This window comes from Streptomyces sp. NPDC026500, from assembly GCF_055567635.1.
Window position 1 is genome coordinate 164,752 of sequence record NZ_JBVHQB010000009.1, and the last position, 21,128, is coordinate 185,879.

General features: G+C 71.5%; 22 protein-coding genes. 9 read left to right on the forward strand and 13 right to left on the reverse strand.

Annotated elements, in window-relative coordinates; translation table 11 throughout:
- Window positions 1-31: 31 nt before the first annotated feature.
- The 3 genes from ACZ4N5_RS18525 to ACZ4N5_RS18535 all read right to left on the reverse strand — a co-directional run bounded on the left by ACZ4N5_RS18525 (window position 32) and on the right by ACZ4N5_RS18535 (window position 3,316).
- Window positions 32-1,057, reverse strand: a complete 1,026-nt coding sequence (locus ACZ4N5_RS18525) for a 6-phosphofructokinase (protein ID WP_467758121.1) — start codon at window positions 1,055-1,057, stop codon at window positions 32-34.
- A 272-nt stretch (window positions 1,058-1,329) separates the two neighbouring features.
- Window positions 1,330-2,058 carry a type 1 glutamine amidotransferase gene (locus ACZ4N5_RS18530; protein WP_467758122.1) on the reverse strand — a complete coding sequence of 243 codons (729 nt, stop codon included), beginning with the start codon at window positions 2,056-2,058 and terminating at the stop codon, window positions 1,330-1,332.
- Between the two features lie 19 nt (window positions 2,059-2,077).
- On the reverse strand, window positions 2,078-3,316 hold the full coding sequence (locus ACZ4N5_RS18535; RefSeq protein WP_467758123.1) for a MurT ligase domain-containing protein: 1,239 nt from the start codon (window positions 3,314-3,316) through the stop codon (window positions 2,078-2,080).
- Between the two features lie 153 nt (window positions 3,317-3,469).
- On the opposite strand from ACZ4N5_RS18535, the gene def reads away from it, so the two are divergent.
- Entirely contained in the window at window positions 3,470-4,009 is a 540-nt protein-coding gene (def, locus tag ACZ4N5_RS18540) for a peptide deformylase (RefSeq protein WP_467758124.1), read from the forward strand.
- Between the two features lie 74 nt (window positions 4,010-4,083).
- On the opposite strand, the gene ACZ4N5_RS18545 is transcribed toward def, so the two are convergent.
- Complete coding sequence (locus ACZ4N5_RS18545; RefSeq protein ID WP_326789157.1) at window positions 4,084-4,728, reverse strand: TetR/AcrR family transcriptional regulator; 645 nt, start codon at window positions 4,726-4,728, stop codon at window positions 4,084-4,086.
- A gap of 169 nt (window positions 4,729-4,897) precedes the next feature.
- On the opposite strand from ACZ4N5_RS18545, the gene ACZ4N5_RS18550 reads away from it, so the two are divergent.
- The gene (locus ACZ4N5_RS18550; RefSeq protein WP_467758125.1) at window positions 4,898-6,127 is read left to right on the forward strand and encodes an acyl-CoA dehydrogenase family protein; all 1,230 of its coding nucleotides are present in this window, start codon (window positions 4,898-4,900) and stop codon (window positions 6,125-6,127) included.
- 263 nt (window positions 6,128-6,390) lie between these two features.
- Window positions 6,391-7,086 (forward strand): transcriptional regulator, encoded by a 696-nt coding sequence (locus ACZ4N5_RS18555; RefSeq protein WP_467758126.1) that lies wholly within the window; start codon window positions 6,391-6,393, stop codon window positions 7,084-7,086.
- 193 nt (window positions 7,087-7,279) lie between these two features.
- Here the strand turns inward: ACZ4N5_RS18555 and ACZ4N5_RS18560 are convergent, their stop codons facing one another.
- From ACZ4N5_RS18560 to ACZ4N5_RS18575, 4 genes are all read right to left on the reverse strand, one after another.
- A complete protein-coding gene (locus tag ACZ4N5_RS18560; RefSeq protein WP_261704260.1) occupies window positions 7,280-7,519 on the reverse strand; it encodes a DUF6213 family protein in 240 nt (79 codons plus the stop codon).
- A 25-nt stretch (window positions 7,520-7,544) separates the two neighbouring features.
- A complete protein-coding gene (locus tag ACZ4N5_RS18565) occupies window positions 7,545-8,936 on the reverse strand; it encodes an NADP-dependent succinic semialdehyde dehydrogenase (RefSeq protein ID WP_467758127.1) in 1,392 nt (463 codons plus the stop codon).
- Window positions 8,937-9,043: 107 nt separating this feature from the next.
- Window positions 9,044-9,520 carry an NUDIX hydrolase gene (locus ACZ4N5_RS18570; RefSeq protein ID WP_467758128.1) on the reverse strand — a complete coding sequence of 159 codons (477 nt, stop codon included), beginning with the start codon at window positions 9,518-9,520 and terminating at the stop codon, window positions 9,044-9,046.
- Complete coding sequence (locus ACZ4N5_RS18575) at window positions 9,517-11,055, reverse strand: ATP-dependent DNA ligase (protein WP_467758129.1); 1,539 nt, start codon at window positions 11,053-11,055, stop codon at window positions 9,517-9,519. Before ACZ4N5_RS18575 ends, ACZ4N5_RS18570 begins: the two co-directional genes overlap by 4 nt.
- 156 nt (window positions 11,056-11,211) lie before the next feature.
- On the opposite strand from ACZ4N5_RS18575, the gene ACZ4N5_RS18580 reads away from it, so the two are divergent.
- From ACZ4N5_RS18580 to ACZ4N5_RS18605, 6 genes are all read left to right on the forward strand, one after another.
- Window positions 11,212-11,850, forward strand: coding sequence for a helix-turn-helix domain-containing protein (locus ACZ4N5_RS18580; protein ID WP_467758130.1), 639 nt, complete (start codon window positions 11,212-11,214; stop codon window positions 11,848-11,850).
- A gap of 177 nt (window positions 11,851-12,027) precedes the next feature.
- Window positions 12,028-13,005: an NADPH:quinone oxidoreductase family protein gene (locus ACZ4N5_RS18585; protein ID WP_467758131.1), complete on the forward strand. Its 978-nt coding sequence runs from the start codon at window positions 12,028-12,030 to the stop codon at window positions 13,003-13,005.
- Window positions 13,002-14,204 carry an acyl-CoA dehydrogenase family protein gene (locus ACZ4N5_RS18590; protein ID WP_467758132.1) on the forward strand — a complete coding sequence of 401 codons (1,203 nt, stop codon included), beginning with the start codon at window positions 13,002-13,004 and terminating at the stop codon, window positions 14,202-14,204. The genes ACZ4N5_RS18585 and ACZ4N5_RS18590 overlap by 4 nt, the downstream gene beginning before the upstream one ends.
- The gene (locus tag ACZ4N5_RS18595) at window positions 14,201-15,307 is read left to right on the forward strand and encodes an acyl-CoA dehydrogenase family protein (RefSeq protein WP_467758133.1); all 1,107 of its coding nucleotides are present in this window, start codon (window positions 14,201-14,203) and stop codon (window positions 15,305-15,307) included. Before ACZ4N5_RS18590 ends, ACZ4N5_RS18595 begins: the two co-directional genes overlap by 4 nt.
- Before the next feature lie 217 nt (window positions 15,308-15,524).
- Entirely contained in the window at window positions 15,525-16,388 is an 864-nt protein-coding gene (locus tag ACZ4N5_RS18600) for a phosphatidylinositol-specific phospholipase C/glycerophosphodiester phosphodiesterase family protein (RefSeq protein ID WP_467758134.1), read from the forward strand.
- A gap of 104 nt (window positions 16,389-16,492) precedes the next feature.
- On the forward strand, window positions 16,493-16,687 hold the full coding sequence (locus ACZ4N5_RS18605) for a hypothetical protein (protein ID WP_261704269.1): 195 nt from the start codon (window positions 16,493-16,495) through the stop codon (window positions 16,685-16,687).
- Between the two features lie 12 nt (window positions 16,688-16,699).
- On the opposite strand, the gene ACZ4N5_RS18610 is transcribed toward ACZ4N5_RS18605, so the two are convergent.
- The 5 genes from ACZ4N5_RS18610 to ACZ4N5_RS18630 all read right to left on the reverse strand — a co-directional run bounded on the left by ACZ4N5_RS18610 (window position 16,700) and on the right by ACZ4N5_RS18630 (window position 21,118).
- On the reverse strand, window positions 16,700-17,929 hold the full coding sequence (locus tag ACZ4N5_RS18610) for a phosphodiester glycosidase family protein (RefSeq protein WP_467758135.1): 1,230 nt from the start codon (window positions 17,927-17,929) through the stop codon (window positions 16,700-16,702).
- A 75-nt stretch (window positions 17,930-18,004) separates the two neighbouring features.
- Window positions 18,005-18,361: a DUF779 domain-containing protein gene (locus ACZ4N5_RS18615; RefSeq protein ID WP_467758136.1), complete on the reverse strand. Its 357-nt coding sequence runs from the start codon at window positions 18,359-18,361 to the stop codon at window positions 18,005-18,007.
- A gap of 240 nt (window positions 18,362-18,601) precedes the next feature.
- Window positions 18,602-19,591 carry a hydrogenase expression/formation protein HypE gene (gene hypE, locus ACZ4N5_RS18620; RefSeq protein ID WP_467758275.1) on the reverse strand — a complete coding sequence of 330 codons (990 nt, stop codon included), beginning with the start codon at window positions 19,589-19,591 and terminating at the stop codon, window positions 18,602-18,604.
- A gap of 73 nt (window positions 19,592-19,664) precedes the next feature.
- Window positions 19,665-20,783, reverse strand: coding sequence for a hydrogenase formation protein HypD (gene hypD / locus ACZ4N5_RS18625; RefSeq protein WP_467758137.1), 1,119 nt, complete (start codon window positions 20,781-20,783; stop codon window positions 19,665-19,667).
- On the reverse strand, window positions 20,780-21,118 hold the full coding sequence (locus ACZ4N5_RS18630; protein WP_467758138.1) for a HypC/HybG/HupF family hydrogenase formation chaperone: 339 nt from the start codon (window positions 21,116-21,118) through the stop codon (window positions 20,780-20,782). Before ACZ4N5_RS18630 ends, hypD begins: the two co-directional genes overlap by 4 nt.
- Between the last annotated feature and the right edge of the window lie 10 nt (window positions 21,119-21,128).

Below are 21,128 nucleotides of genomic sequence, written 5' to 3' on the forward strand. Positions count from 1 at the left end.
GCGACCGGGGGCAGTTCCGACTGCGCACGTCTCAGAGCACGCACTCCGCCTCGGCGTAGCGCTCGTCCGGAACCGTCTTCAGGGTCTCCACCGCCTCCGCGAGCGACACCATCACGATGTCGGTGCCGCGCAGTGCGGTCATCATCCCGAACTCGCCGCGGTGCACGGCCTCCACGGCATGCCACCCGAACCGGGTCGCGAGCACGCGGTCGTACGCCGTCGGCGTTCCGCCGCGCTGCACGTGCCCGAGGATGACCGGCCGGGCCTCCTTGCCGAGCCGCTCCTCCAGCTCGATGGAGAGCTGCCGGGCGATGCCCGCGAAGCGCTCGTGGCCGTAGACGTCCTTGCCGCCCTCGTCGTACTGCATTGAGCCCTCGCGGGGCTTCGCGCCCTCGGCGGCGACGACGATGGCGAACCGCTTGCCCGCCTCGAACCGCTCGCCGACCCGCGCGGCCAGCTCCTCGATGTCGAAGGGCCGCTCCGGTACGACGATGGCGTGGGCGCCCGCGGCCATGCCGGAGTGCAGCGCGATCCAGCCGGTGTGGCGGCCCATGACCTCCACGATCAGCACGCGCTGGTGGGACTCGGCGGTGGTCTTCAGCCGGTCGAGGGCCTCGGTCGCGACACCGACGGCCGTGTCGAAGCCGAAGGTGACGTCCGTGACCGCGATGTCGTTGTCGATGGTCTTCGGCACGCCGACGATGGGTAGGCCGCCGTCCGACAGCAGGCGGGCCGCCTTCAGCGTGCCCTCGCCGCCGATCGGGATGATCGCGTCGAGCCCGAGGTCCGCGACGTGGCCCTTGGCCCGCTCCACACCGTCACGCAGATGCGCGGGCTGGACCCGGGAGGAGCCGAGCATGGTGCCGCCGCGAGCCAGGATCCCGCTCACCGCGTCGAGGTCGAGCTTGAGGTAGTCGCACTCCAGGAGACCCTTCCAGCCGTCCCGGAAGCCGATGACCTCGTCGCCGTGGTCGACGACGGCACGGTGTACGACCGACCGGATGACGGCGTTCAGGCCGGGGCAGTCGCCGCCGGACGTGAGGACACCAATGCGCATAGCCCGAAATACCTTCTCAACGTGGTCCGGGGAACCGGACCACGTTGTCCGGCGAGGATCCCCGCCACCCTACCGGCGGGAGGGGGCCCGGCCGCACTGTGCGTCCGCCTGCTGGACGCACCCGCTCACCTGTGCGGATGCGGATTCAGACGGGCCCTGGAGGGGGTCGGACGGACCGTTCTCCGCAGCCGGAACGGTTCCTCCCGGGAAACGCGAAGAGGAACCGTTCCTCCTTGAGAAACGGTTCCTCCGGCCCGCCGGGCGGGCAGGCCCTACGCGGGCTGCTGGGCGGACGCGATGCGCTCGGAGCGCAGCGCCTCGTACCAGCGGTCGTCGATCGGCGGCAGCGCGTTGACGTCGAGGGCCAGCTTGAGCAGCAGGTCCGCGATCTGCGGATTGCGGGCGAGGACGGGCCCGTGCATGTACGTACCGAACACGGTGTCGTTGTACGCGCCCTCGGTGCCGTCCCCCGTGCCGTTGCCCTTGCCGAGCCGCACGTTCGCGAACGGGCGGGCGGTGGGCCCGAGGTGGGTCACGCCCTGGTGGTTCTCGAACCCGGTCAGCTGGGGCAGGCCGAGCCGCGGGTCGATGTCCGCGAGGACGTCGCCGACGCACCGCTCGCCCTCGCCACGCGTGGAGACCACGTCGAGCAGGCCGAGGCCCGGCTCGCGCTGGCCGAGGTCGTTGATGAACTCGTGCCCGAGGATCTGGTAGCCGGCGCAGACGGAGAAGACGATCGCGCCGTTGCCGACCGCGCGGTGCAGACCGCCGTCGCGGCGCAGCCGCTCCGCGGCGAGCCGCTGCGGCCGGTCCTCGCCGCCCCCGATGAGGTAGATGTCGCCGGAGGTGGGGATCGGCTGGTCGCTGCGCACGTCCACGCGGGCCACGTCGAGGCCACGCTGACGGGCCCGGCGTTCCACGACGAGGGCGTTGCCCTGGTCGCCGTAGGTGCTCAGCAGGTCCGGATAGATCCACACCAGACGCAGGCTGTTGTCACTCATTCTCTTCGTCCTCCGTGGCTCAGTTGCCGACACGACGCCTCAAGTCCTGGAAAGCGGTGTAGTTCGCGATGACCTCGATGCGTCCGGGCGGTGCCTGCTGCACCGCCTGGTCGAGGTTCTCGCAGACCTGGAACTGCTGGTTGGCCACTTCGAGGCGTACGGCGAGGTCCAGCTTGCGGTCGCCGAGAACGAAGATCGGGTGTCCGGTCAGGCGGGTGTAGTCGACGTCCCACAGCCAGGAGGTGTCGGTGCCGTCGGCACCGCGCGCGTTCACCGACAGGATGACCGGGGTCGGCGGCGGGTCGATCAGGGAGAACGTCTCCAGCCAGCCCGCGGGGTTCTTGGCGAGCAGCAGACGCAGGTCGCGCTGCATGAACTGCACCACGTCGTAGCGTCCGGCCACCGCCTGCACCTGGTACATGCGCTCCAGGGCGACCTGCGGCGGCACACCGAACACGGCGGCCACGGCGGCCGACGAGGCCGCGTTCGCCTTGTTGGCGCGGCCCGGCAGCTGGAGGTGGATCGGCCACGCGGAACCGTGCGGGTCGAGGACGTGGTCCCCGGACAGGGCCCAGGTCGGGTTCGGACGGCGGAAGCCGCAGTCGCCGCAGAACCAGTCGTCGCCGGGACGCTGCATCACGCCGCCGCAGGACGGGCAGGACCAGGCGTCGTCCTTCCACATCTGTCCGGCCGCCACCCACATGACGTTCGGCGAGGAGGAAGCCGCCCAGACGACCAGCGGGTCGTCCGCGTTCGCGACCACGACGGCCTTGGAACCGGCCAGTCCCTCACGCCAGTGCTCGGCCATCATCCGCGTCTCGGCGGCCCGGTCGAGCTGGTCGCGGGAGAGGTTCAGCAGCGCGATGCACTTCGGGTCGGTGTCACGTGCCACGCCGGAGAGGTACTTCTCGTCGACCTCGATGACCGCGAACTTGGCGTCCGACCCCCCGGCAAGCGCCGAGGTGATGCCCGCGGGCATGTTGGCGCCGAGCGCGTTGGACACGACCGGGCCCGCGGCGCCCAGAGCCTCCGCGATCAGCCGGGTCGTCGTGGTCTTGCCGTTGGTCGCCGACACCAGGATCACGTCCAGGTGCGTGGCGAGCCTCGCCAGCAGGTCGGGGTCGAGCTTGAGTGCCACCCGGCCGCCGATCACCGATCCGCTGCCGCGTCCGGCGGCCCGCGAGACGGCAGCCGCCGCCTTGCCCGCCGTCACGGCCAGCTTGGCCCGCGGCGACAGCGGGTCCGAGTTGCCTGACATCGTTTCTCGATCCTCCTTGCGTACGCGCCGCGCCCCTGCCCCCGGCACATGTGGGGGTCAGCCTATCGAGATCCACTCACGGGCCCGAATCGCGGCACCACCTCGGTGCCGGCGCGACATGCGCGCGCCTACCAGGACCGTACCCTTGCGGCCATGCGACACGGTTCCATCCCGGGCACCCACGGGCGCGTCCGGCCCCTCACCCTGCTCGGCGACCCCGTCCTGCGCGGGGCCTGCGAGGACGTCACCGACTTCGGCCCCCAACTCGCTGAGCTCGTCGAGGACATGTTCGCGACGATGTACGCGGCCGAGGGCGTGGGCCTCGCCGCGAACCAGGTCGGCGTCGGCCTCAGGGTCTTCGTGTACGACTGCCCGGACGACGACGATGTCCGTCATGTCGGACATGTGGTGAACCCTCGTCTTGTCGAGGCGGACGGTGTGGTCCTGCGCGGACCGGAAGGCTGTCTCTCGCTGCCCGGCCTGGAGGCCGGCACCGAGCGGTACGACCACGCGGTCGTCGAGGGGCGCACCGTCACCGGCGAGCCGGTCACCGTGCACGGCACCGGCTGGTTCGCGCGGTGCCTCCAGCACGAGTGCGACCACCTCGACGGCGGGGTGTACGCGGACCGGCTGACCGGTTGGCGCAGGCGGCGGCTTCTTCGTCAGGTGGCACGGGCTTCCTGGAGCGGCTGAGGGCGGTCCTGCCCTGCCGGCCGTTTCCGGCCGGCGGGGCGATGCCCCTGACGGGGTGGCCGCATGAGTCCGGGTCAGAAGCCCGGTCCGCCGACCCGGTCGCCCGCCGCCGCGAGGCGGCCCCACAGCAGGTCGGCCAGGCTTCGCACCAACTCGGCGCGTGTGCACGGCCGTTCGCCGAGCCACCAGTCCCCGGCGGCGTGCATCATGCCGACGATGCCGTGGCCCCACACCCGTGCCAGCTGCTGGCTGCCCGGTCCGAGATCCACCCGCTCCTCGATGACCTCGGCCAGTTCCTCACCCATGCGTCGCAGCACCGGCGCGGAGTACTTGCCCACGTCGAAGCCGGCGTCGCCCGGCTGGCCGCCCTCCGCCGGATGCATCAGGAACCGGTAGACCTGCGGTCGCGCCTCGATGGCGGCCAAGTACGTATCGAGCGTCGCCTCGACGCGCTCACGCCGTTCGGCCGGGGCGTCCAGTGCCGCCCGCAGCGCTTCGAGGAGGGCGTCGGTGTGCCGCTTGGCGAGTGCGGCGTAGAGGCCGCCCTTGTCGCCGAAGTGGCGGTACAGAATGGGCTTCGTGATGCCGGCCTCGGCCGCGATGGCGTTCATGGAGGCCCCGGGGCCGTCGCGGAGCACCACTCTGTCGGCGGCCTCCAGCAGTTCGCGCCGGCGGCGGTCGGCGGACCTCTGCTGATCGGTCCGCTGTGTGGTGTCCATGTGCTCTCCCCACCCGTGGTGATTCGGTGACGCCTGCGCAAACTAACACTGATCGCCGTATGGGTATCGAACGGGCTGCCGAGCGAAGCTCGGGAGTTGACTTTCTCTACTAGCCAGTAACAGACTCCAGTTACCGCAAGTAACAGTTTAGTGCAGCCCTGGAGGGGATATGGCCGAGTTCACCATGGAGCTCAACGACGAACAGAAGGAGGTCCGGGACTGGCTGCACGGCTTCGCCGCCGATGTCATCCGCCCCGCGGCCGCCGAATGGGACGAGCGCGAAGAGACTCCCTGGCCGGTCATCCAGGAAGCCGCGAAGGTCGGCATCTACTCCCTGGACTTCTACGCCCAGCAGTACTTCGACCCCACCGGCCTCGGTATACCGATGGCCATGGAGGAGCTGTTCTGGGGCGACGCGGGCATCGCCCTCTCCATTGTCGGCACCGGCCTCGCCGCCGTGGGCGTCCTCGCCAACGGCACCGAGGAGCAGATCGGCACCTGGATCCCCCAGATGTACGGCGATGCCAACGATGTCAAGGTCGCGGCCTTCTGCTCCTCCGAGCCCGACGCCGGCTCCGACGTCGCCTCGATGCGCACGCGTGCCGTCTATGACGAGGCCAAGGACGAGTGGGTCCTGAACGGCACGAAGACCTGGGCCACCAACGGCGGCATCGCCAATGTCCACGTCGTCGTCGCGGTCGTCGACGCCGACCTCGGCTCCAAGGGCCACGCCTCCTTCATCGTGCCGCCGAACACGCCCGGCCTGTCCCAGGGCCAGAAGTTCAAGAAGCACGGTATCCGCGCCTCGCACACCGCCGAGGTCGTCCTGGAGAACGTCCGCATCCCCGGCTCCTGCCTGCTCGGCGGCAAGGAGAAGCTCGACGAGCGCCTCGCCCGCGCCCGTGAGCGTGTCAGGGCGGGTGGCGGCGAGCGCGTGAAGAACGCCGCGATGGCCACCTTCGAGGCGTCCCGTCCGGCCGTCGGCGCCATGGCGGTCGGCACCGCGCGGGCCGCGTACGAGGTGGCCCTCGACTACGCGAAGACGCGGGAGCAGTTCGGCCGCCCGATCATCGACAACCAGGGTGTCGCCTTCCAGATCGCCGACATGCGCACCTCGATCGACGCGGCCCGGCTGCTGGTGTGGCGGGCGTCCTGGATGGCAGTCAACGGCAAGCAGTTCACGGCGGCCGAGGGATCGATGTCCAAGCTGTTCGCCAGCGAGACGGCGAAGAAGGTCACCGGCCAGGCGATCCAGATCCTGGGCGGCAACGGCTACACGCGTGAGTACCCGGTGGAGCGGATGCACCGCGACGCGGCCATCTACACGATCTTCGAGGGGACCAGCGAGATCCAGCGGCTGGTGATCGCCCGGACCCTGTCCGGGATGCCGATCCGCTGAGGCCACCGCGCGGGCCGGGGCCGGTCACGGCCCCGTCGCGTTCCTCGCGCCCCTGACGAGGCGACGCGGAGCCCCGGTGTCCCGAGCGCCGCAGGGCGCACACGCGCGGCTCGAAGGCGGGCACGTCCGCCTCGCCTTCGAGTACGACCGTCACTCGCCGGACCTGGGGAATCGCGGCGGACCGCTCGGAACCGGGGTGCCGGGGCCGGGCATGGCACCCTGGTCGAAGGGGCTCGGAGTCTGCCGGACAGAAGGAGCGCGCGATGACGCGGACGGCCAGAGAAGTGCTGGAGGACATCACCGGAAAACTGGCCCCGGACCCCCATGCCAACCGGCTGCTGCCACTGATCGCCCGGGGCGCCGCCCAGCGCACCACGCTCGCGGCCCTGGCCCTCGAACAACGCCATGTGATCGCCGCGGACCATCGCGCGTTCCTGCATCTGGCCGAACGGTCGGCCGCGGGTACCGGGACGTCGGCCGCCGACCCGGCGAGCGCGGCCTTCTTCGCGATGCTCGCGGAGGGCGAGGCACTGGCCGGGGAACGGCTCGACGCGTTCGCGGCCGCGGTGGGAGCCGACGAGGCACAGGCGGCGGTGTACGAACCGCTCGCCGACTGCCAGGCCTATCCCGCGTACGTCGCCTGGCTCGCCCTGAACGGGGAGCCGACCGACGTGGTCCTCGCGCTCGGCGCCGACTTCGCCGCGTGGGGCGGCTACTGCGAGACGATCGCCGAGGCCCTGCGCCGCCACTACGGCTTCGACGACGAGGCCTGCGGCTTCTTCGACTTCTTCGCCGCGCCCGCGCCCGAACTGGAGAGCAGGGCGCTGGCCGCCGTACAGGCCGGGCTCGACGCCGGACGGATCTCGCAGGACGACGTCCACCGCCACGGGCGGCTGCTCCAGGCCTACGAGGCGAAGTTCTGGCACGCCCTGTGGGAGCTGGACCAGCGGGTCGTCTGAGGCCGGGACCGGCGGGGCGCCCCGGGTGGGACCGACCGGGGGAGCCGGGCGCGGGACCTACGGGGAGCCCGGCATGCACCGATCGGGCCGCCCGGCGCCGGCCAGGACAGAGGGCGTACGCCCGGCCAGGGCTGCACGCCCGACACGGGCCGTACCCCGGACGGAGGCCGATGCGCGGCCGGGCGCCGTCGCTTCAGCGACCGCTCGTCCCGCTGCTGTGCGCGATGCAGGCCACGTCGATCCGGTCGGCCAGCTTGGCCAGTTCGATCGTGAGCGCGGCCACCGTGTCCTCGTCGAGGCCGTCCTGGCCGGCCTCCACCAGATGCAGCCATCGGCCGCCGACCGTGCGCAGCAGCTTGCTGACGTCGGCGGCGGCCACCTGCAACGTGCCGCGGTCGTCGACGATCAGAGGGAGGGTCACTTCGCGGTTCACACAGGGGATCGTAACTGCGGAACGCTCACGCTCCGTGCCATACGGTGGTGATGTTGCAGAACTCGCGGATTCCGTGCCCCGACAGTTCACGTCCGTAGCCCGACCGCTTCTCCCCGCCGAAGGGGAACGCCGGGTGCGAGGCCGTCATCCCGTTGACGAAGACACCGCCGGCCTCCAGATCGCGGACGAACCGTTCCACCTCGGCCTCGTCACGCGTCCAGACGTTCGAGCTCAGCCCGAACGGGGTGTCGTTGGCGAGCGCCACCGCCTCGTCCAGGCCGTCGGCCCGGTAGAGCGTCGCGACGGGACCGAAGGTCTCCTCCTGATGGATGCGCATCGCGGGGGTGATGTCGGTGAGCACGGTCGGCGCGTAGTACCAGCCGTTCCCGAAGCCGTCGGGGCGTTCGCCGCCGCACAGCACCGTCGCGCCGTTCTCCACGGCGTCGTCGACGAGTTCCTCCAGGTCGGCGCGGCCCTGCTCGGTGGAGAGCGGCCCGATCTCGGTGTCCTCGTCGAGCGGGTCGCCGACCTTGAGGGCCCGCATGCCCGCCGCGAACCGCTCCGCGAAGGCGTCGAAGACGTCGGTGTGCACGATGAACCGTTTGGCGGCGATGCAGGACTGCCCGTTGTTCTGTGCCCGCGCCGTCACGGCGATCTGCGCGGCGCGCTCGATGTCGGCGGACGGCATCACGACGTACGGGTCGCTGCCGCCCAGCTCCAGCACCGTCTTCTTCACCTCGTCCCCGGCGACCGAGGCCACCGCCCGGCCGGCCGGTTCACTGCCGGTGAGGGTGGCCGCCTTGACACGCGGGTCGCGCAGGATGCCCTCGACCGCCCCCGAGCCGATCAGCAGCGTCTGGAAGCAGCCCTCGGGGAAGCCCGCCCGACGGAACAGGTCCTCCAGGTACAGGGCGGTCTGCGGCACGTTCGAGGCGTGCTTGAGCAGACCCACATTGCCCGCCATCAGGGCGGGCGCGGCGAACCGGACCACCTGCCAGAGCGGGAAGTTCCACGGCATCACCGCGAGCACGGGGCCGAGCGGCCGGTAGCGCGCGAGGACACGCGAGGCGCCGGAGTCCTTGGCGTCGGCGGCGTCCGCCACCTCGTCGGCGAGCAGTTCCTCGGCGTGGTCGGCGTACCAGCGCATCGCCTTGGCGCACTTGGCGGCCTCCGCCCGGGCCTGCTTGACCGGCTTGCCCATTTCGAGGGTCATCACCCGGCCGATGTCCTGCAGGTCCTCGTCCAGGAGATCGGCGGCTCGGTGCATGAGCCGCGCGCGCTCGGCGAACGAGGTGGTGCGATACGTGCGGAACGTGGCCTCGGCGGCAGCGAGCCTGCGCTCGATCTCCTCGGCGCCGAGGGCGTCGTACGTCTTGAGCGTGTCGCCGTTCGCCGGGTTCACCGTCGCGATGGGCATGGCCGACCTCCTGAAAGCGGGCTGTTCCTCGACCCTCCCGCGCGGTGCGGCCCGGCGCAACGCGGAGGGTCCCGGGTGAGCCGGTGCACATGGCCGGACACCGGCTCTCAGCCCGAGTGCTCCGCCAGCCGGTCGAGAAACACCGTCTGCGCCTTCACGAGCAGCGTCCGGGCCCGCTCCGGAGTCATCCACTCGACCCGGTCCAGCTCGGGGAACTCCTGCCGCTGTCCCGACTTCGGCGGCCACTCCATCGTGAACGTGCCGGGGACCACGGCCGCCGGATCGAGATCCGCCTCGATCGCCCAGGCCGTGACGACCTTGCCGTTCGTCTGCGTGACCTCGCCGAGCGCGACCGCCTCCCCGTCCGGCGGCGGCAGCCCGAGCTCCTCCCGGAACTCGCGGCGAGCGGCGTCCCAGGCCGTCTCGTCGGGCTCGTACTCGCCCTTGGGAAGGGTCCAGGCCCCGGCGTCCCGCCGCGCGAAGAACGGGCCGCCCATATGGCCGAGCAATACCTCCGGGCCGTTGTCGGTGTGCCGGAACAACAGCAGTCCCGCGCTCCTCTTTCCGCGCTGTCCTGCGCTCATCGCGTCACCTCCGGGTGGGCGGCCAGCAGGGTGTCGACCGTGTCGGCCTCGGCCGGTGGTTTGTCCTCGCGATAGCGCACGACCCGCGCGAAGCGCAGGGTGACACCGGCCGGGTAGCGGGTGGACCGCTGCAGACCGTCGTACGCGATCTCGACGACGAGTTCGGGCCGTACGGTCACCACGTGGCCGTCGTCCTCGACGGCCAGCTCCCGGAGCCGTTCCGTCTGCCAGCTGAGCATCGCGTCGGTCATGCCCTTGAACGTCTTGCCGAGCATGGCGAAGGAACCGTCGCCGGTGCGGGCGCCCAGATGCAGGTTGGAGAGTTTTCCGGTACGCCGCCCGTGACCCCATTCGGCCGCCAGGACCACCAGATCCAGCGTGTGTACGGGTTTGACCTTGAGCCAGGACGCGCCGCGCCGGCCCGCGCTGTACGGGGCGTCGAGGGCCTTCACCACGACGCCCTCGTGGCCCCGGGCCAGGGTGTCGGCCAGGAAGGTCTCGGCCTCGGCGGCATCGCCCGGCCCCGAGACCAGCGTCCGCCGGACCCGCATCGGCTCGGGCACCAGCCGTGCCAGTTCCGCGTGCCGCTCGGTGAACGGCAGGTACAGCAGCTCCCGCCCGTCGACGGAGAGGGCGTCGAAGAAGACGGGGGAGACGGGCACGGTCTCCGCTGCCGCCGCCACGTCCACGCGGGACCCCACCCGGCCGGCCGTCTCCTGGAAGGAACGTGGCCGCCCCTGTTCGTCCAGCGCGATCACCTCGCCGTCCAGGATGAACCGCTCGCCCCGCAACTCCAGTGCGGCGGCGGTGAGTTCGGGCAAGCGGTGGGTTATGTCGTCGAGGGTGCGGGTGTAGACACGGACGTCCTCGCCGGCGCGGTGCAGCTGTACCCGGATGCCGTCGAGCTTCTCCTCGACCGCGCAGGCGCCGAGCTTGCCGACCGCCTCGGACACGGAGGCGGCGGTGTGCGCCAGCATCGGCAGCACCGGGCGGCCGACGGTGAGCCGGAAGCCGTCCAGGGCCCCCGGGCCGTCCGTCAGGAGGGCCCGCGCCACCGCCTGCAGCGAACCGGCGAGCATCACCGCCCGCCGTACGTCCCCCGCGGGCGCGCCGGTCGCCTCGGCGAGCCCCTCCACCGCGACGGCGTCCAGAGCACCCTGGCGCACCTCACCGGTGAGCAGCCCGAACAGGAACCGCTGTTCCTCCTCGGTGGCCGCCGCCATCAACTCGCCCACCAGGCGGGTCCGTTCGGCTTGCGATCCGGTGCCGGAGACCTTGCCTAGCGCGGTGAGCCGGGCGTCCACCTCGCGCACGGTGAGGGTGGGTTCGGCGGCCGGGTCGACCCGCCGGCTGAGCACCTTCCAGCCGATGCCGAGCCGGCCCTGAGGCAGCCGCCCCGCCAGATAGGGGATCACGATCGGCACGTCGTCCGCCCCGGCGTCGCGGAACAGCTCCGCGAGCAGAGCGGTCTTCCGGGACCGCGCCGAGGTGGCGGCGACCTCCTGGGACACATGAGCGAGCCGACTCAGCAGCATGCAGCCATGGTGCAACGCGGACGCCGGGTTCACACCCGTTCGGAGGCGGAGAGCGCGCGGCGTCCGCGGCGACCACCTCCACGCGGTAGGTCGCCCCGATGCGGCCGGATTGACAAATGGCTTTGCCGATTCTGCAATGAGGTGATGAGGGATGGGATGAGTGACGCGGCCCCTGGGGGTGTCGGAGCCGGGCGGCGAGCGGCCGGCGACGCGGCGACGGACGAGGTTCTCGCCGAGGTCGGTCCGCGGCTGCGGCGGATCAGGAAGGAGCGCGGCGCGACGCTGGCCGGACTGTCCGAGGCGACCGGCATCTCGGTGAGCACGCTCTCGCGCCTGGAATCCGGGCTGCGCAAGCCCAGCCTGGAGCTGCTGCTGCCCATCGCGCGGGCCCATCAGGTCCCGCTGGACGAGCTGGTAGGCGCCCCGCCGGTCGGAGACCCCCGGGTGCGCGCCGAGCCGATCGTGCGGGGCGGCCGGACGTACTGGCCGCTGACCCGCCAGCCCGGCGGACTCCAGGCCTACAAGATGCTCGAACCGCAGCGGACCATGGCACCCGACCCCCGGACGCACGAGGGCTACGAGTGGCTGTACGTGCTGTCCGGGCGGCTGCGGCTGGTGCTCGGCGAGCACGACGTCGTGCTCGGGGCGGGGGAGGCGGCGGAGTTCGACACCCGGGTTCCGCACTGGTTCGGGTCGACGGGGGAGGGGCCCGTGGAGTTCCTGAGCCTGTTCGGGCCGCAGGGGGAGCGGATGCACGTACGGGCGCGGCCCAAGGTGCGGGGCAAGGAGCTGTGAGAACGGGCGGCGGGGCGGCTCGCGCCGGGCGTGGCGAAGACGTTCGCGCCGGGCGTGGCGAAGGACCTTGCGCCGGCGTGGCGAAGACGACGGCCGCCGGCTGTTCCCAGGTCGGCAAGCGACCGCTTAGTATGCGATCGACCCCGGTCAGACGACGCAGTCCCCTGGAGGCCCCGCATGCAGGCATGGCAAGTGCACCAGAACGGCGAGCCCGCAGAGGCGATGCGCCTCCAGGAGGTGGATCGGCCGACGCCCGGTGACGGTCAGGTCCTGCTCAAGGTGCGCGCCGCGAACATCAACTTCCCGGACGCGCTGATGTGCCGCGGCCACTACCAGGTCAGGCCGCCGCTGCCGTTCACGCCCGGCGTGGAGATCTGCGGCGAGACCGAGGACGGACGCCGGGTGATCGCCAACCCCGCGCTGCCGCACGGCGGATTCGCCGAGTACGCGATCGCGGACGCCGCAGCCCTGCTGCCGGCGCCCGACGCCCTCGACGACGCCGAGGCCGCGGCCCTGCACATCGGCTACCAGACCGGCTGGTTCGGCCTGCACCGACGGGCCCGCCTGGAGGCCGGCGAGACCCTGCTCGTCCACGCGGCCGCCGGAGGGGTCGGCAGCGCGGCCGTGCAGCTCGGAAAGGCGGCGGGCGCGACGGTCATCGGTGTCGTGGGCGGCGCCGACAAGGTTGCCGTGGCGCGCGAGCTGGGCTGCGACGTCGTCATCGACCGGCGGACCGAGGACGTCGTAGGCGCCGTCAAGGAAGCGACCGGCGGACGCGGCGCCGACGTGATCTACGACCCCGTCGGCGGCGAGGCCTACACCCAGTCCACGAAGGTCGTCGCCTTCGAGGGCCGGATCGTGGTCGTCGGCTTCGCGAGCGGCTCGATCCCGAGCCCCGCGCTGAACCACGCCCTCGTCAAGAACTACGCGATCCTCGGCCTGCACTGGGGCCTGTACAACACCAAGAACCCGAAGCTGGTCCTGCACTGCCACGAGCAGCTCACCGAGCTGGCCGCACGCGGCGCCATCAGGCCGCTGGTGAGCGAGCGGGTGCCGCTGAGCGGGGCGGCCGCCGCCGTGCAGCGGGTCGCCGACGGAGTCACCACCGGGCGGATCGCCGTGGTGCCCACACTGGAGAACGGAGCCGCCGCATGACCGACGCAGCCGACCTGCGCCGCCGCACCCAGGAGTTGCTGGCCGAGCATCCTCCCCGGGAGACCGATCGCCTGGACTTCCTGAAGGCACGCTTCGACGCCGGGCTCGCCTGGGTGCACTACCCCGAGGGCCTCGGCGGTCTCGGTGCCCCACGCAGCCTCCAGGCCGTCGTGGACGCCGAGCTGGCGGCCGCGGGCGCACCCGACAACGACCCGCGGCGGATCGGCATCGGCCTCGGCATGGCCGCCCCGACCATCCTCGGCTTCGGCACCGAGGAGCAGAAACGGCGCTTCCTGCGGCCCCTGTGGGTCGGCGAGGAGGTGTGGTGCCAGCTCTTCAGCGAGCCCGGCGCGGGTTCCGACCTCGCCGCCCTCGGCACCCGCGCGGTCCGCACGGACGGAGATGAGGCGGGCAGCGGCGGAGAGTGGGTGGTCAACGGGCAGAAGGTGTGGACCTCCAGCGCCCACGTCGCCCGCTGGGCCATCCTCATCGCCCGCACCGACCCGGACGTGCCCAAGCACCGCGGCATCACCTACTTCATCTGCGACATGACCGACCCGGGCGTCGAGGTACGGCCGCTGCGCCAGATCACCGGCGAGGCCGAGTTCAACGAGGTCTTCCTCACCGACGTCCGCATCCCCGACGCGCATCGCCTCGGCGAGGTCGGCGACGGCTGGCGGGTCGCCCAGACCACGCTGATGAACGAGCGCGTGTCCATCGGCGGCATGCGCATCCCGCGCGAGGGCGGCATGATCGGCCCGGTCTCCAAGACCTGGCGCGAGCGGCCCGAGCTGCGCACGCACGACACGCACCAGCGGCTTCTGAAGCTGTGGGTCGAGTCCGAGGTCGCCCGGCTCTCCGGCGAGCGGCTGCGCCAGCAGCTCGCCCAGGGCCAGCCCGGCCACGAGGGCTCCGGCATGAAACTCGGCTTCGCCCGGCTCAACCAGGAGATCAGCGGACTGGAGGTCGAACTCCTCGGTGAGGAAGGCCTGTTGTACGAGGACTGGACGATGCGCCGGCCGGAACTGGTCGACTTCACCGGCCGGGACGCCGGATACCGCTACCTGCGCTCCAAGGGCAACAGCATCGAGGGCGGGACCAGCGAGGTCCTGCTGAACATCGTCGCCGAACGCGTCCTGGGCCTGCCGTCCGAGCCGCGCACCGACAAGGACGTCGCATGGAAGGACCTCGCCCGATGAGCCAGGTGAGCACCGAGCCCGATCTGCTCTACACCGAGGAGGAGGAGGCGCTGCGCGCCGCCGTGCGCGACCTCCTCGCCGACCGCTGCGCCGCGGCGGACGTCATCACCCGCACCGAGTCGGGCACTCCGCACGACCCAGAGCTGTGGAAGGCCCTCTCGGAGGGCATGGGCCTCGCCGGCCTGCTGGTGCCCGAGGAGCAGGGCGGCCAGGGTGCCACGCACCGCGAAGCCGCCGTGGTCCTGGAGGAGTTGGGCCGCGCGGTCGCGCCCGTGCCCTACCTGACGAGCGCCGTGGTCGCGACCGAGGCGCTGCTGGCCTGCGAGGGACCGGCTGCGGCCGAACTGCTCGCCGCTCTCGCCTCCGGCCGGACGGTCGGCGCCCTCGCCGTCCCGCTGAACGTCGGACCGGGCGCCGCTCACCAGCTCGTACGGCTGGAGAACGGCTTCCTGCACGGCGAGTTGACGGGCATCGCGGACGCGGCCGCCGCCGACGTACTGCTGGTTCCGGCCGAGGACGGCGGGCTGTACGCCGTCGACGCGGACGCCGTCACGATCGTCCCGCAGGTCTGTCTCGACCAGACCAGGCCGCTCGCCCGGATCACCTTCGACTCGGCGCCCGCACGGCCGCTCACCGCGGATGCGTCGACGGCCGTAAGGCGTGCGCTGCGGGCCGGCGCCGGACTGCTCGCGTCCGAGCAGCTCGGTCTCGCCGACTGGTCGTTGACCGAGACGGTCCGCTACCTCAAGGAGCGCAAGCAGTTCAACCGGCCGGTCGGCGGATTCCAGGCGCTCAAGCACCGGCTGGCCCAGGTGTGGCTGGAGGTCGTCAACACCCGCGCCGCCGCCAGGAACGCCGCCGACGCGCTGGCCACGGGCAGCGCGGACAGCGACGTGGCGGTCGCCGTCGCCCAGGCGTACGCGGCACCCGTCGCCGTGCACGCCGCCGAGGAGGCGCTCCAGCTGCATGGCGGCATCGGCATGACGTGGGAGCACCCGACGCACCTGTATCTGAAGCGCGCCAAGGCCGACTCGATCGCCTACGGCACGGCGGGCGCGCACCGCGCGGCCCTGGCCGAACTGGTCGATCTCCAGGCGCCCTGACACCGTCCCGAGTGAAGCCCGCCCCACCTGGGGCGGGCTTTCTTCGTGTGCCGACGAAACGCGTGGAGGCAAGGGGGGAACGCCACATCCCGCCCGGATCCGGTGAAGTGAACGCGTCGCGTCGGTCCGGCCAACTCCCTTCAGGGCAGGGTTTCTTGAGCCCCGTCGGCCGCATACTCCCTGAGGTCCCGTACGGCATCCTCAAGGGAGGCGGAGCATGGCCCTTACCACCCGTCGCAGAGCCCTCACCACCTTCGGCGCCGCCCTCGCGGGCTCGTTCGCCCTGCCCGCGTCGCGGGCTCTCGCGGCCGAGGCGAAGCCCCGCACGCGCCCGCTGTGGCGCGCGCACGCGCACAACGACTACGAGCACCCGCGCCCCCTCTTCGACGCCGTCGACCACCGCTTCGGCAGCGTCGAGGCCGACATCTACCTCGTCGGCGACCAACTCCTCGTCGCCCACGACCCGGTGGAGCTCGACCCCACCCGCACGCTCGAATCCCTCTACCTAGAACCGCTGGCCGCCCGTGTCAGGGCCGACCACGGCTCGGTGTACCGGGGTTACCACAGGCCGCTGCAACTGCTCATCGACATCAAGACCGAGGGCTCCTCGACGTACCTCGAACTCGACCGTCATCTGCGCCGCCACCGGCACCTGTTCACGAGGTACGCGCACGGTCGGGTGCACCGAGGCCCGATCACGGCCGTGATCTCCGGGGACCGCGCCGCGCGGACGCCCATGGAGGCGCAGACCGAGCGGCTCGCCTTCTACGACGGCCGACTCGCCGACCTCGGCGCCGCCGCCCCCGCCTCCTTCATCCCGCTGATCAGTGACAACTGGACACTCAACTTCAGCTGGCTGGGCGAGGGACCGTTCCCGGACGCCGAGCGCGAGAAGCTGCGGGCCATCGTGGCGGCCGCGCACGCGCGTCGGCAGAAGGTCCGGTTCTGGGCCACACCCGACCTTGCGGGTCCGACACGCGAGGCGCTCTGGCGCGAACTCCTGGCCGCCGACGTGGACTACCTCAACACCGATGACCTGGGCGGTCTCGAAGAGTTCCTGGACGCTCACGACCGACGGTAGAAGACCACCCGTTCGGGGGACACGTCAGCCGCCCGGACGATCCCTCCGCTACGCCACACTTACGGCCGAACGCCGCGAAGTGGACGTGGCGGAGGAGGTTGACGATGGCCATTTCCATCTCTGTGGTGCTGCTGCTCCTGGTGCTGGCGGTGATCTTCCTGCGCAACGGAGGGCTGAAGATCTCCCACGCGCTGGTCTGCGCCCTGCTCGGGTTCCTGCTGGCCAGCACGAGCATGGCCCCGACCATCCACAGCGGTCTCACCGCGACGGCTGACATCGTGGGCAGTCTGACGCCATGACGTGCCGCCGCGTCACCGGCCCGCGAACACCCCGATGCCGTTGGGGACGGGACGCTCGGCGCCGCCGCTCGGGTGGTTGAGGACACTGACGCCGTCCGCCCCCGCCTGCCGGGCGACCATCGTGGTGGATCCGCCACCGTCCAGGCTGAAGGCGTCCTGCGACCCCAACTGCTTCATCACCGCCGTCACTTCGGCGATGGTGAGCCCGTTGCGGAACTCCGGGGCGCCGTCCAGGGCAAGGAGCTGCATCCGGCGCCCGTGGTCGGAGAAGCCCACCGCGGTCCGTACGGCGGAGGTCTTGTCGTCCAGACCCGGCAGCGGCACACCGTCGGTCGTCATCGGATACCCCCCGACCGCGAACCGGTACGGCACCCGGGAGGACTTCGCCACCAGCCGGTGCCGCACCCCCACCCATTCACCCACGGACAGCTTCCGCAGCTCCTGGGCGCCCGCCTCACGGCCGACCAGCACGGTGGTGCCGGGTGCGATGGCCCCGCCGCCCGGAGTGTCGGCGGCGGACACGACCCGGCCGCGGCGGACCGTCACCTCGTAGGTGTCGGTGCTGCACGGCGCGGCCCGGTTCGTGTCCGTGCCACAGGTCGCGCGCACCCGCGAGACGCTGCCCCAGTCCGCGGTGAACGCGCCGACGGAGCCGACCGGGAGCGCGTACTGGTTGAACCCGCCGAGCGGCCAGGTGCCTTCGGGGCTGCGGACGGACCCGTCCAGGGCCACGCTGTCCAGCCGGGCCCGGCGGTCGACGCCCACACCGAACACGTCCTCGGTGGTGGTGCCGGGCGGCAGCGCCGGTCCGAATCGCTGGCCGTCGGGGACCGCGGCCTTGAGCCCATGGCCGCTCGCGATCGCCGGACCCACGGTCGCGCCCGTCGCCTCGACACCCGGATGCTGGGTCTCCGTGATGTTGAAGAAGTCGCCGTTGACCCCGGCGACGGCGCCTCGGGAGTCGGCCAGCTCGGACACGGGCTCCCGGGACGCCACGGCGCCGGGGTAGAGGAGGTCGACGCGCACATGGGGATTGCGCAGATCGACGTTCAACACGTGTGCGTGAGCGACTCCCTTGGCCGCCGGGATGTCCAGCTGTGTGTACTCGACGCCGGGCGCGATGTCGGTCGCGCCCTCCGCGCCGCTGGCCGGTGCCGCCCCCGTCAGGGCCGCACCGGCCAGCGCTCCGCTTGCCGTGAAGACCGTCAGTGCCGTTCTGAACCGTCTGCCGCGACGTGTCACCGTGCCCCCTGATGTCTCGTCAACTTTCCCAGGACTCAGGGGAATTGCACCAGAGGTTGGTACCCGGGCCGGTGGCTAGACGCCGACGACGCGGGAACGGATCAGAAAACGCACTCCTTCGGGTGCTTCGAGGGAGAAGCCGCTGCCCCGGCCCGGCACGACATCCACGATCAGGCGCGTGTGGTTCCACAGTTCGTACTGGCTCTTCGAGATCCAGAAGGTGATGGGCTCGTCGACGCCCTCGACCTCCAGCTCGGCCAGCAGCACGTCGGAGCCACCGGTGCGGAACTCGCCCTCCGGGTAGCACATGGGCGCGCTGCCGTCGCAGCAGCCTCCCGACTGATGGAACATCAGCGGTCCGTGCTGGGTGCGCAGTCGCCGCAGCAGCTCGGCGGCCGCCGGCGTCAGCTCCACGCGCGGGACGACGTCCATCGGCTCTCCCCCTCGGGTCTCACGGCTCTCACGGTCGTGCGCGGAACGCCGACGCGGAGCACGACTCAGCCGACCATCCCGGACGTTGCGAGAGGGTTGCACGCCCCGGACGCACAAGAGACCGGCCCCCGGTGACGCCCGCGTACTGCGGGTCGTCACCGAGGACCGGCCTCGGGAGTGCTGGATGCCGGCGGACGAGGTGTCAGCCGCGCACGGGTGGGAGTCGGCCGACGTGGTGGGTCAGCAGATGCGCGGGAGTTGCTCGCCCAGCGGCATGTCCACCACCCGGGTGCCGCCCAGGCCGGTGGCCGCGACCACCATGCCGGGGTGCTCGGGGACGCAGCGGCCGATCGCCACGGACTCCTTGCCCAGCGGGTGGGCGCGCATCGCCGCGAGCACGGCGTCGGCGTGCTCGGCCGCCACGAACGCCACCAGTTTGCCCTCGTTGGCCACGTAGAGCGGGTCGAGGCCGAGGAAGGCGCAGGCGTTGGCGACCGTCTCCGGGACGGGCAGGGAACGCTCATCGAGCGTGATGCCGACCCGTGCCGCGGAGGCGATCTCGTTCAGGGAGGTGGCCAGACCGCCGCGGGTCGGATCGCGCAGCACATGGAGGTCGGGGCAGACGGCCAGCATGTCCGCGACCAGACCGGCCAGCGACGCGGTGTCGCTCTGGATCTCGACGCCGAACTCCAGCCCCTCCCGCACGCTCATGATCGCCACCCCGTGCACGCCGATCGGCCCGCTGACCAGCACCACGTCACCGGGGGCCGCGCGCTGCGGGCGGATGTCGACGCCGTCCGGGATCAGGCCGATCCCGGCGGTGTTGATGAAGATGCCGTCGCCGTGGCCCGCGTCGACGACCTTGGTGTCACCGGTCGCGACCACTACCCCGGCCGTCCGGGCCGCCTCGCCCAGTGCCTCGGCCACGCGCCCCACGACGGAGAGCTCGACGCCCTCCTCGAGGATGAACCCGCAGGAGAGGTAGGCCGGTACGGCCCCCGCCATGGCCAGGTCGTTGACCGTGCCGTTGACGGCGAGGTCCCCGATGCTGCCGCCGGGGAAGAACAGCGGCCGTACGACGAACGAGTCGGTGGAGAAGGCGAGCCGGGCGCCGCCCATCAGCAGATGGGCGGAGTCGCCGAGTTCGGCGAGCACATCGCTGCCGAAGGCGGGCGCGAACAGGTGCTCCACCAGTTCCGCGGAGAGAGTGCCGCCACCGCCGTGCCCCATGATGATCCTGTCGTGGTCGCGCAGCGGCGCCGGGCAGGTCCAGGAGGAGAAGTCGACGGGAGCGTAGGCGGAGTCAGCCAACGGAGCTCGCCTCCTTGTCCGGGGTCTCCAGCCGCCGGTAGAGGTAGTAGGCGGCGCACGCGCCCTCGCTGGAGACCATGGTCGCGCCCAGCGGATTGCGCGGGGTGCACTCCTTGCCGAACGCGGCGCACTCGTGCGGCTTGATGAGACCTTGGAGCACCTCGCCGCTGCGGCAGACGGTCGACTCCTCGGTGTCGATGCCGGTCACCGAGAAGCGGTGCTCGGCGTCGTACTCGCGGTACTTGGGCGACAGCCGCCAGCCGCTCTGCGGAATCATGCCGATCCCGCGCCAGGCCCGGTCGGTCACCTCGAAGACGTCGGACAGCATGGCGCGGGCCGCCGGGCTTCCCTCGGGCTGCACCGCGCGCGGATAGGCGTTCTCCACCGTGTGCTGCCCGGCCTCCAGCTGCCGTACCGCGCGGCGGATGCCCTCCAGGATGTCGAGCGGCTCGAATCCGGTCACCACGATCGGCACCCGGTGCCGCTCGGCGAGTTCGGGATACTCGGACATGCCCATCACCGTGCAGACGTGCCCGGCGGCGAGGAACGCCTGTACCCGGCAGTCCGGCGAGTTCATGATCGCGTCGATGGCCGGGGGCACCTTGACGTGGGAGACCAGCAGGCTGAAGTTGGCGATGCCCAGCTTCTTGGCCTGATAGACGGTCATCGCGTTGGGCGGCGCCGTGGTCTCGAAGCCGATGCCGAAGAACACGACCTGCCGGTCGGGGTTCTCCTGCGCGATCTTCAGCGCGTCCAGCGGCGAGTACACGACGCGGACGTCCGCGCCCTCGCTCTTGACCTTGAACAGGTCGCGTCCGCTGCCGGGCACGCGCAGCATGTCGCCGAAGGAGCAGAAGATCACGTCCGGGCGGGAGGCGATCTCCAGCGCCTTGTCGATGATCTCCAGCGGGGTCACACAGACCGGGCAGCCCGGACCGTGGATCAACTGGATCTCCTCGGGGAGAAGTTGGTCGATGCCGTGGCGGATGATGGAGTGCGTCTGACCGCCGCAGACCTCCATGATCGACCAGGGCCGGGTGGTGACCGCCCTGATGTCGTCGAACAGCCGCTTGGCGAGGACCGGGTCGCTGAACTCGTCCAGGTACTTCATGACCGCGCCTCCTTCTCGACACCCTCCAGGGGCGGGAGTCCGGTTCCGACGGGGCGCTCGGCGCCCGCGTCCCGGGCGGCCTTGCCCCAGGCGTCGCCGAACTCCTCTTCCAGCACCCCGAGGTTCTCGAAGAGCTCCAGGGTCTGCTTCGCGGACTCCTCGTCCAGCCGCTGCAACGCGAATCCCACATGGACGATGGCGTAGTCACCGACCTTCATGTCCGGTACGTACTCCAGACACACGTCCTTGACGACACCGCCGAAGTCCACCTTGGCCATCCGCGTCGCGTCGCGTTCCTCGATCTCCAGCACTCGGCCGGGTACGGCCAGACACATGACTCGCTCC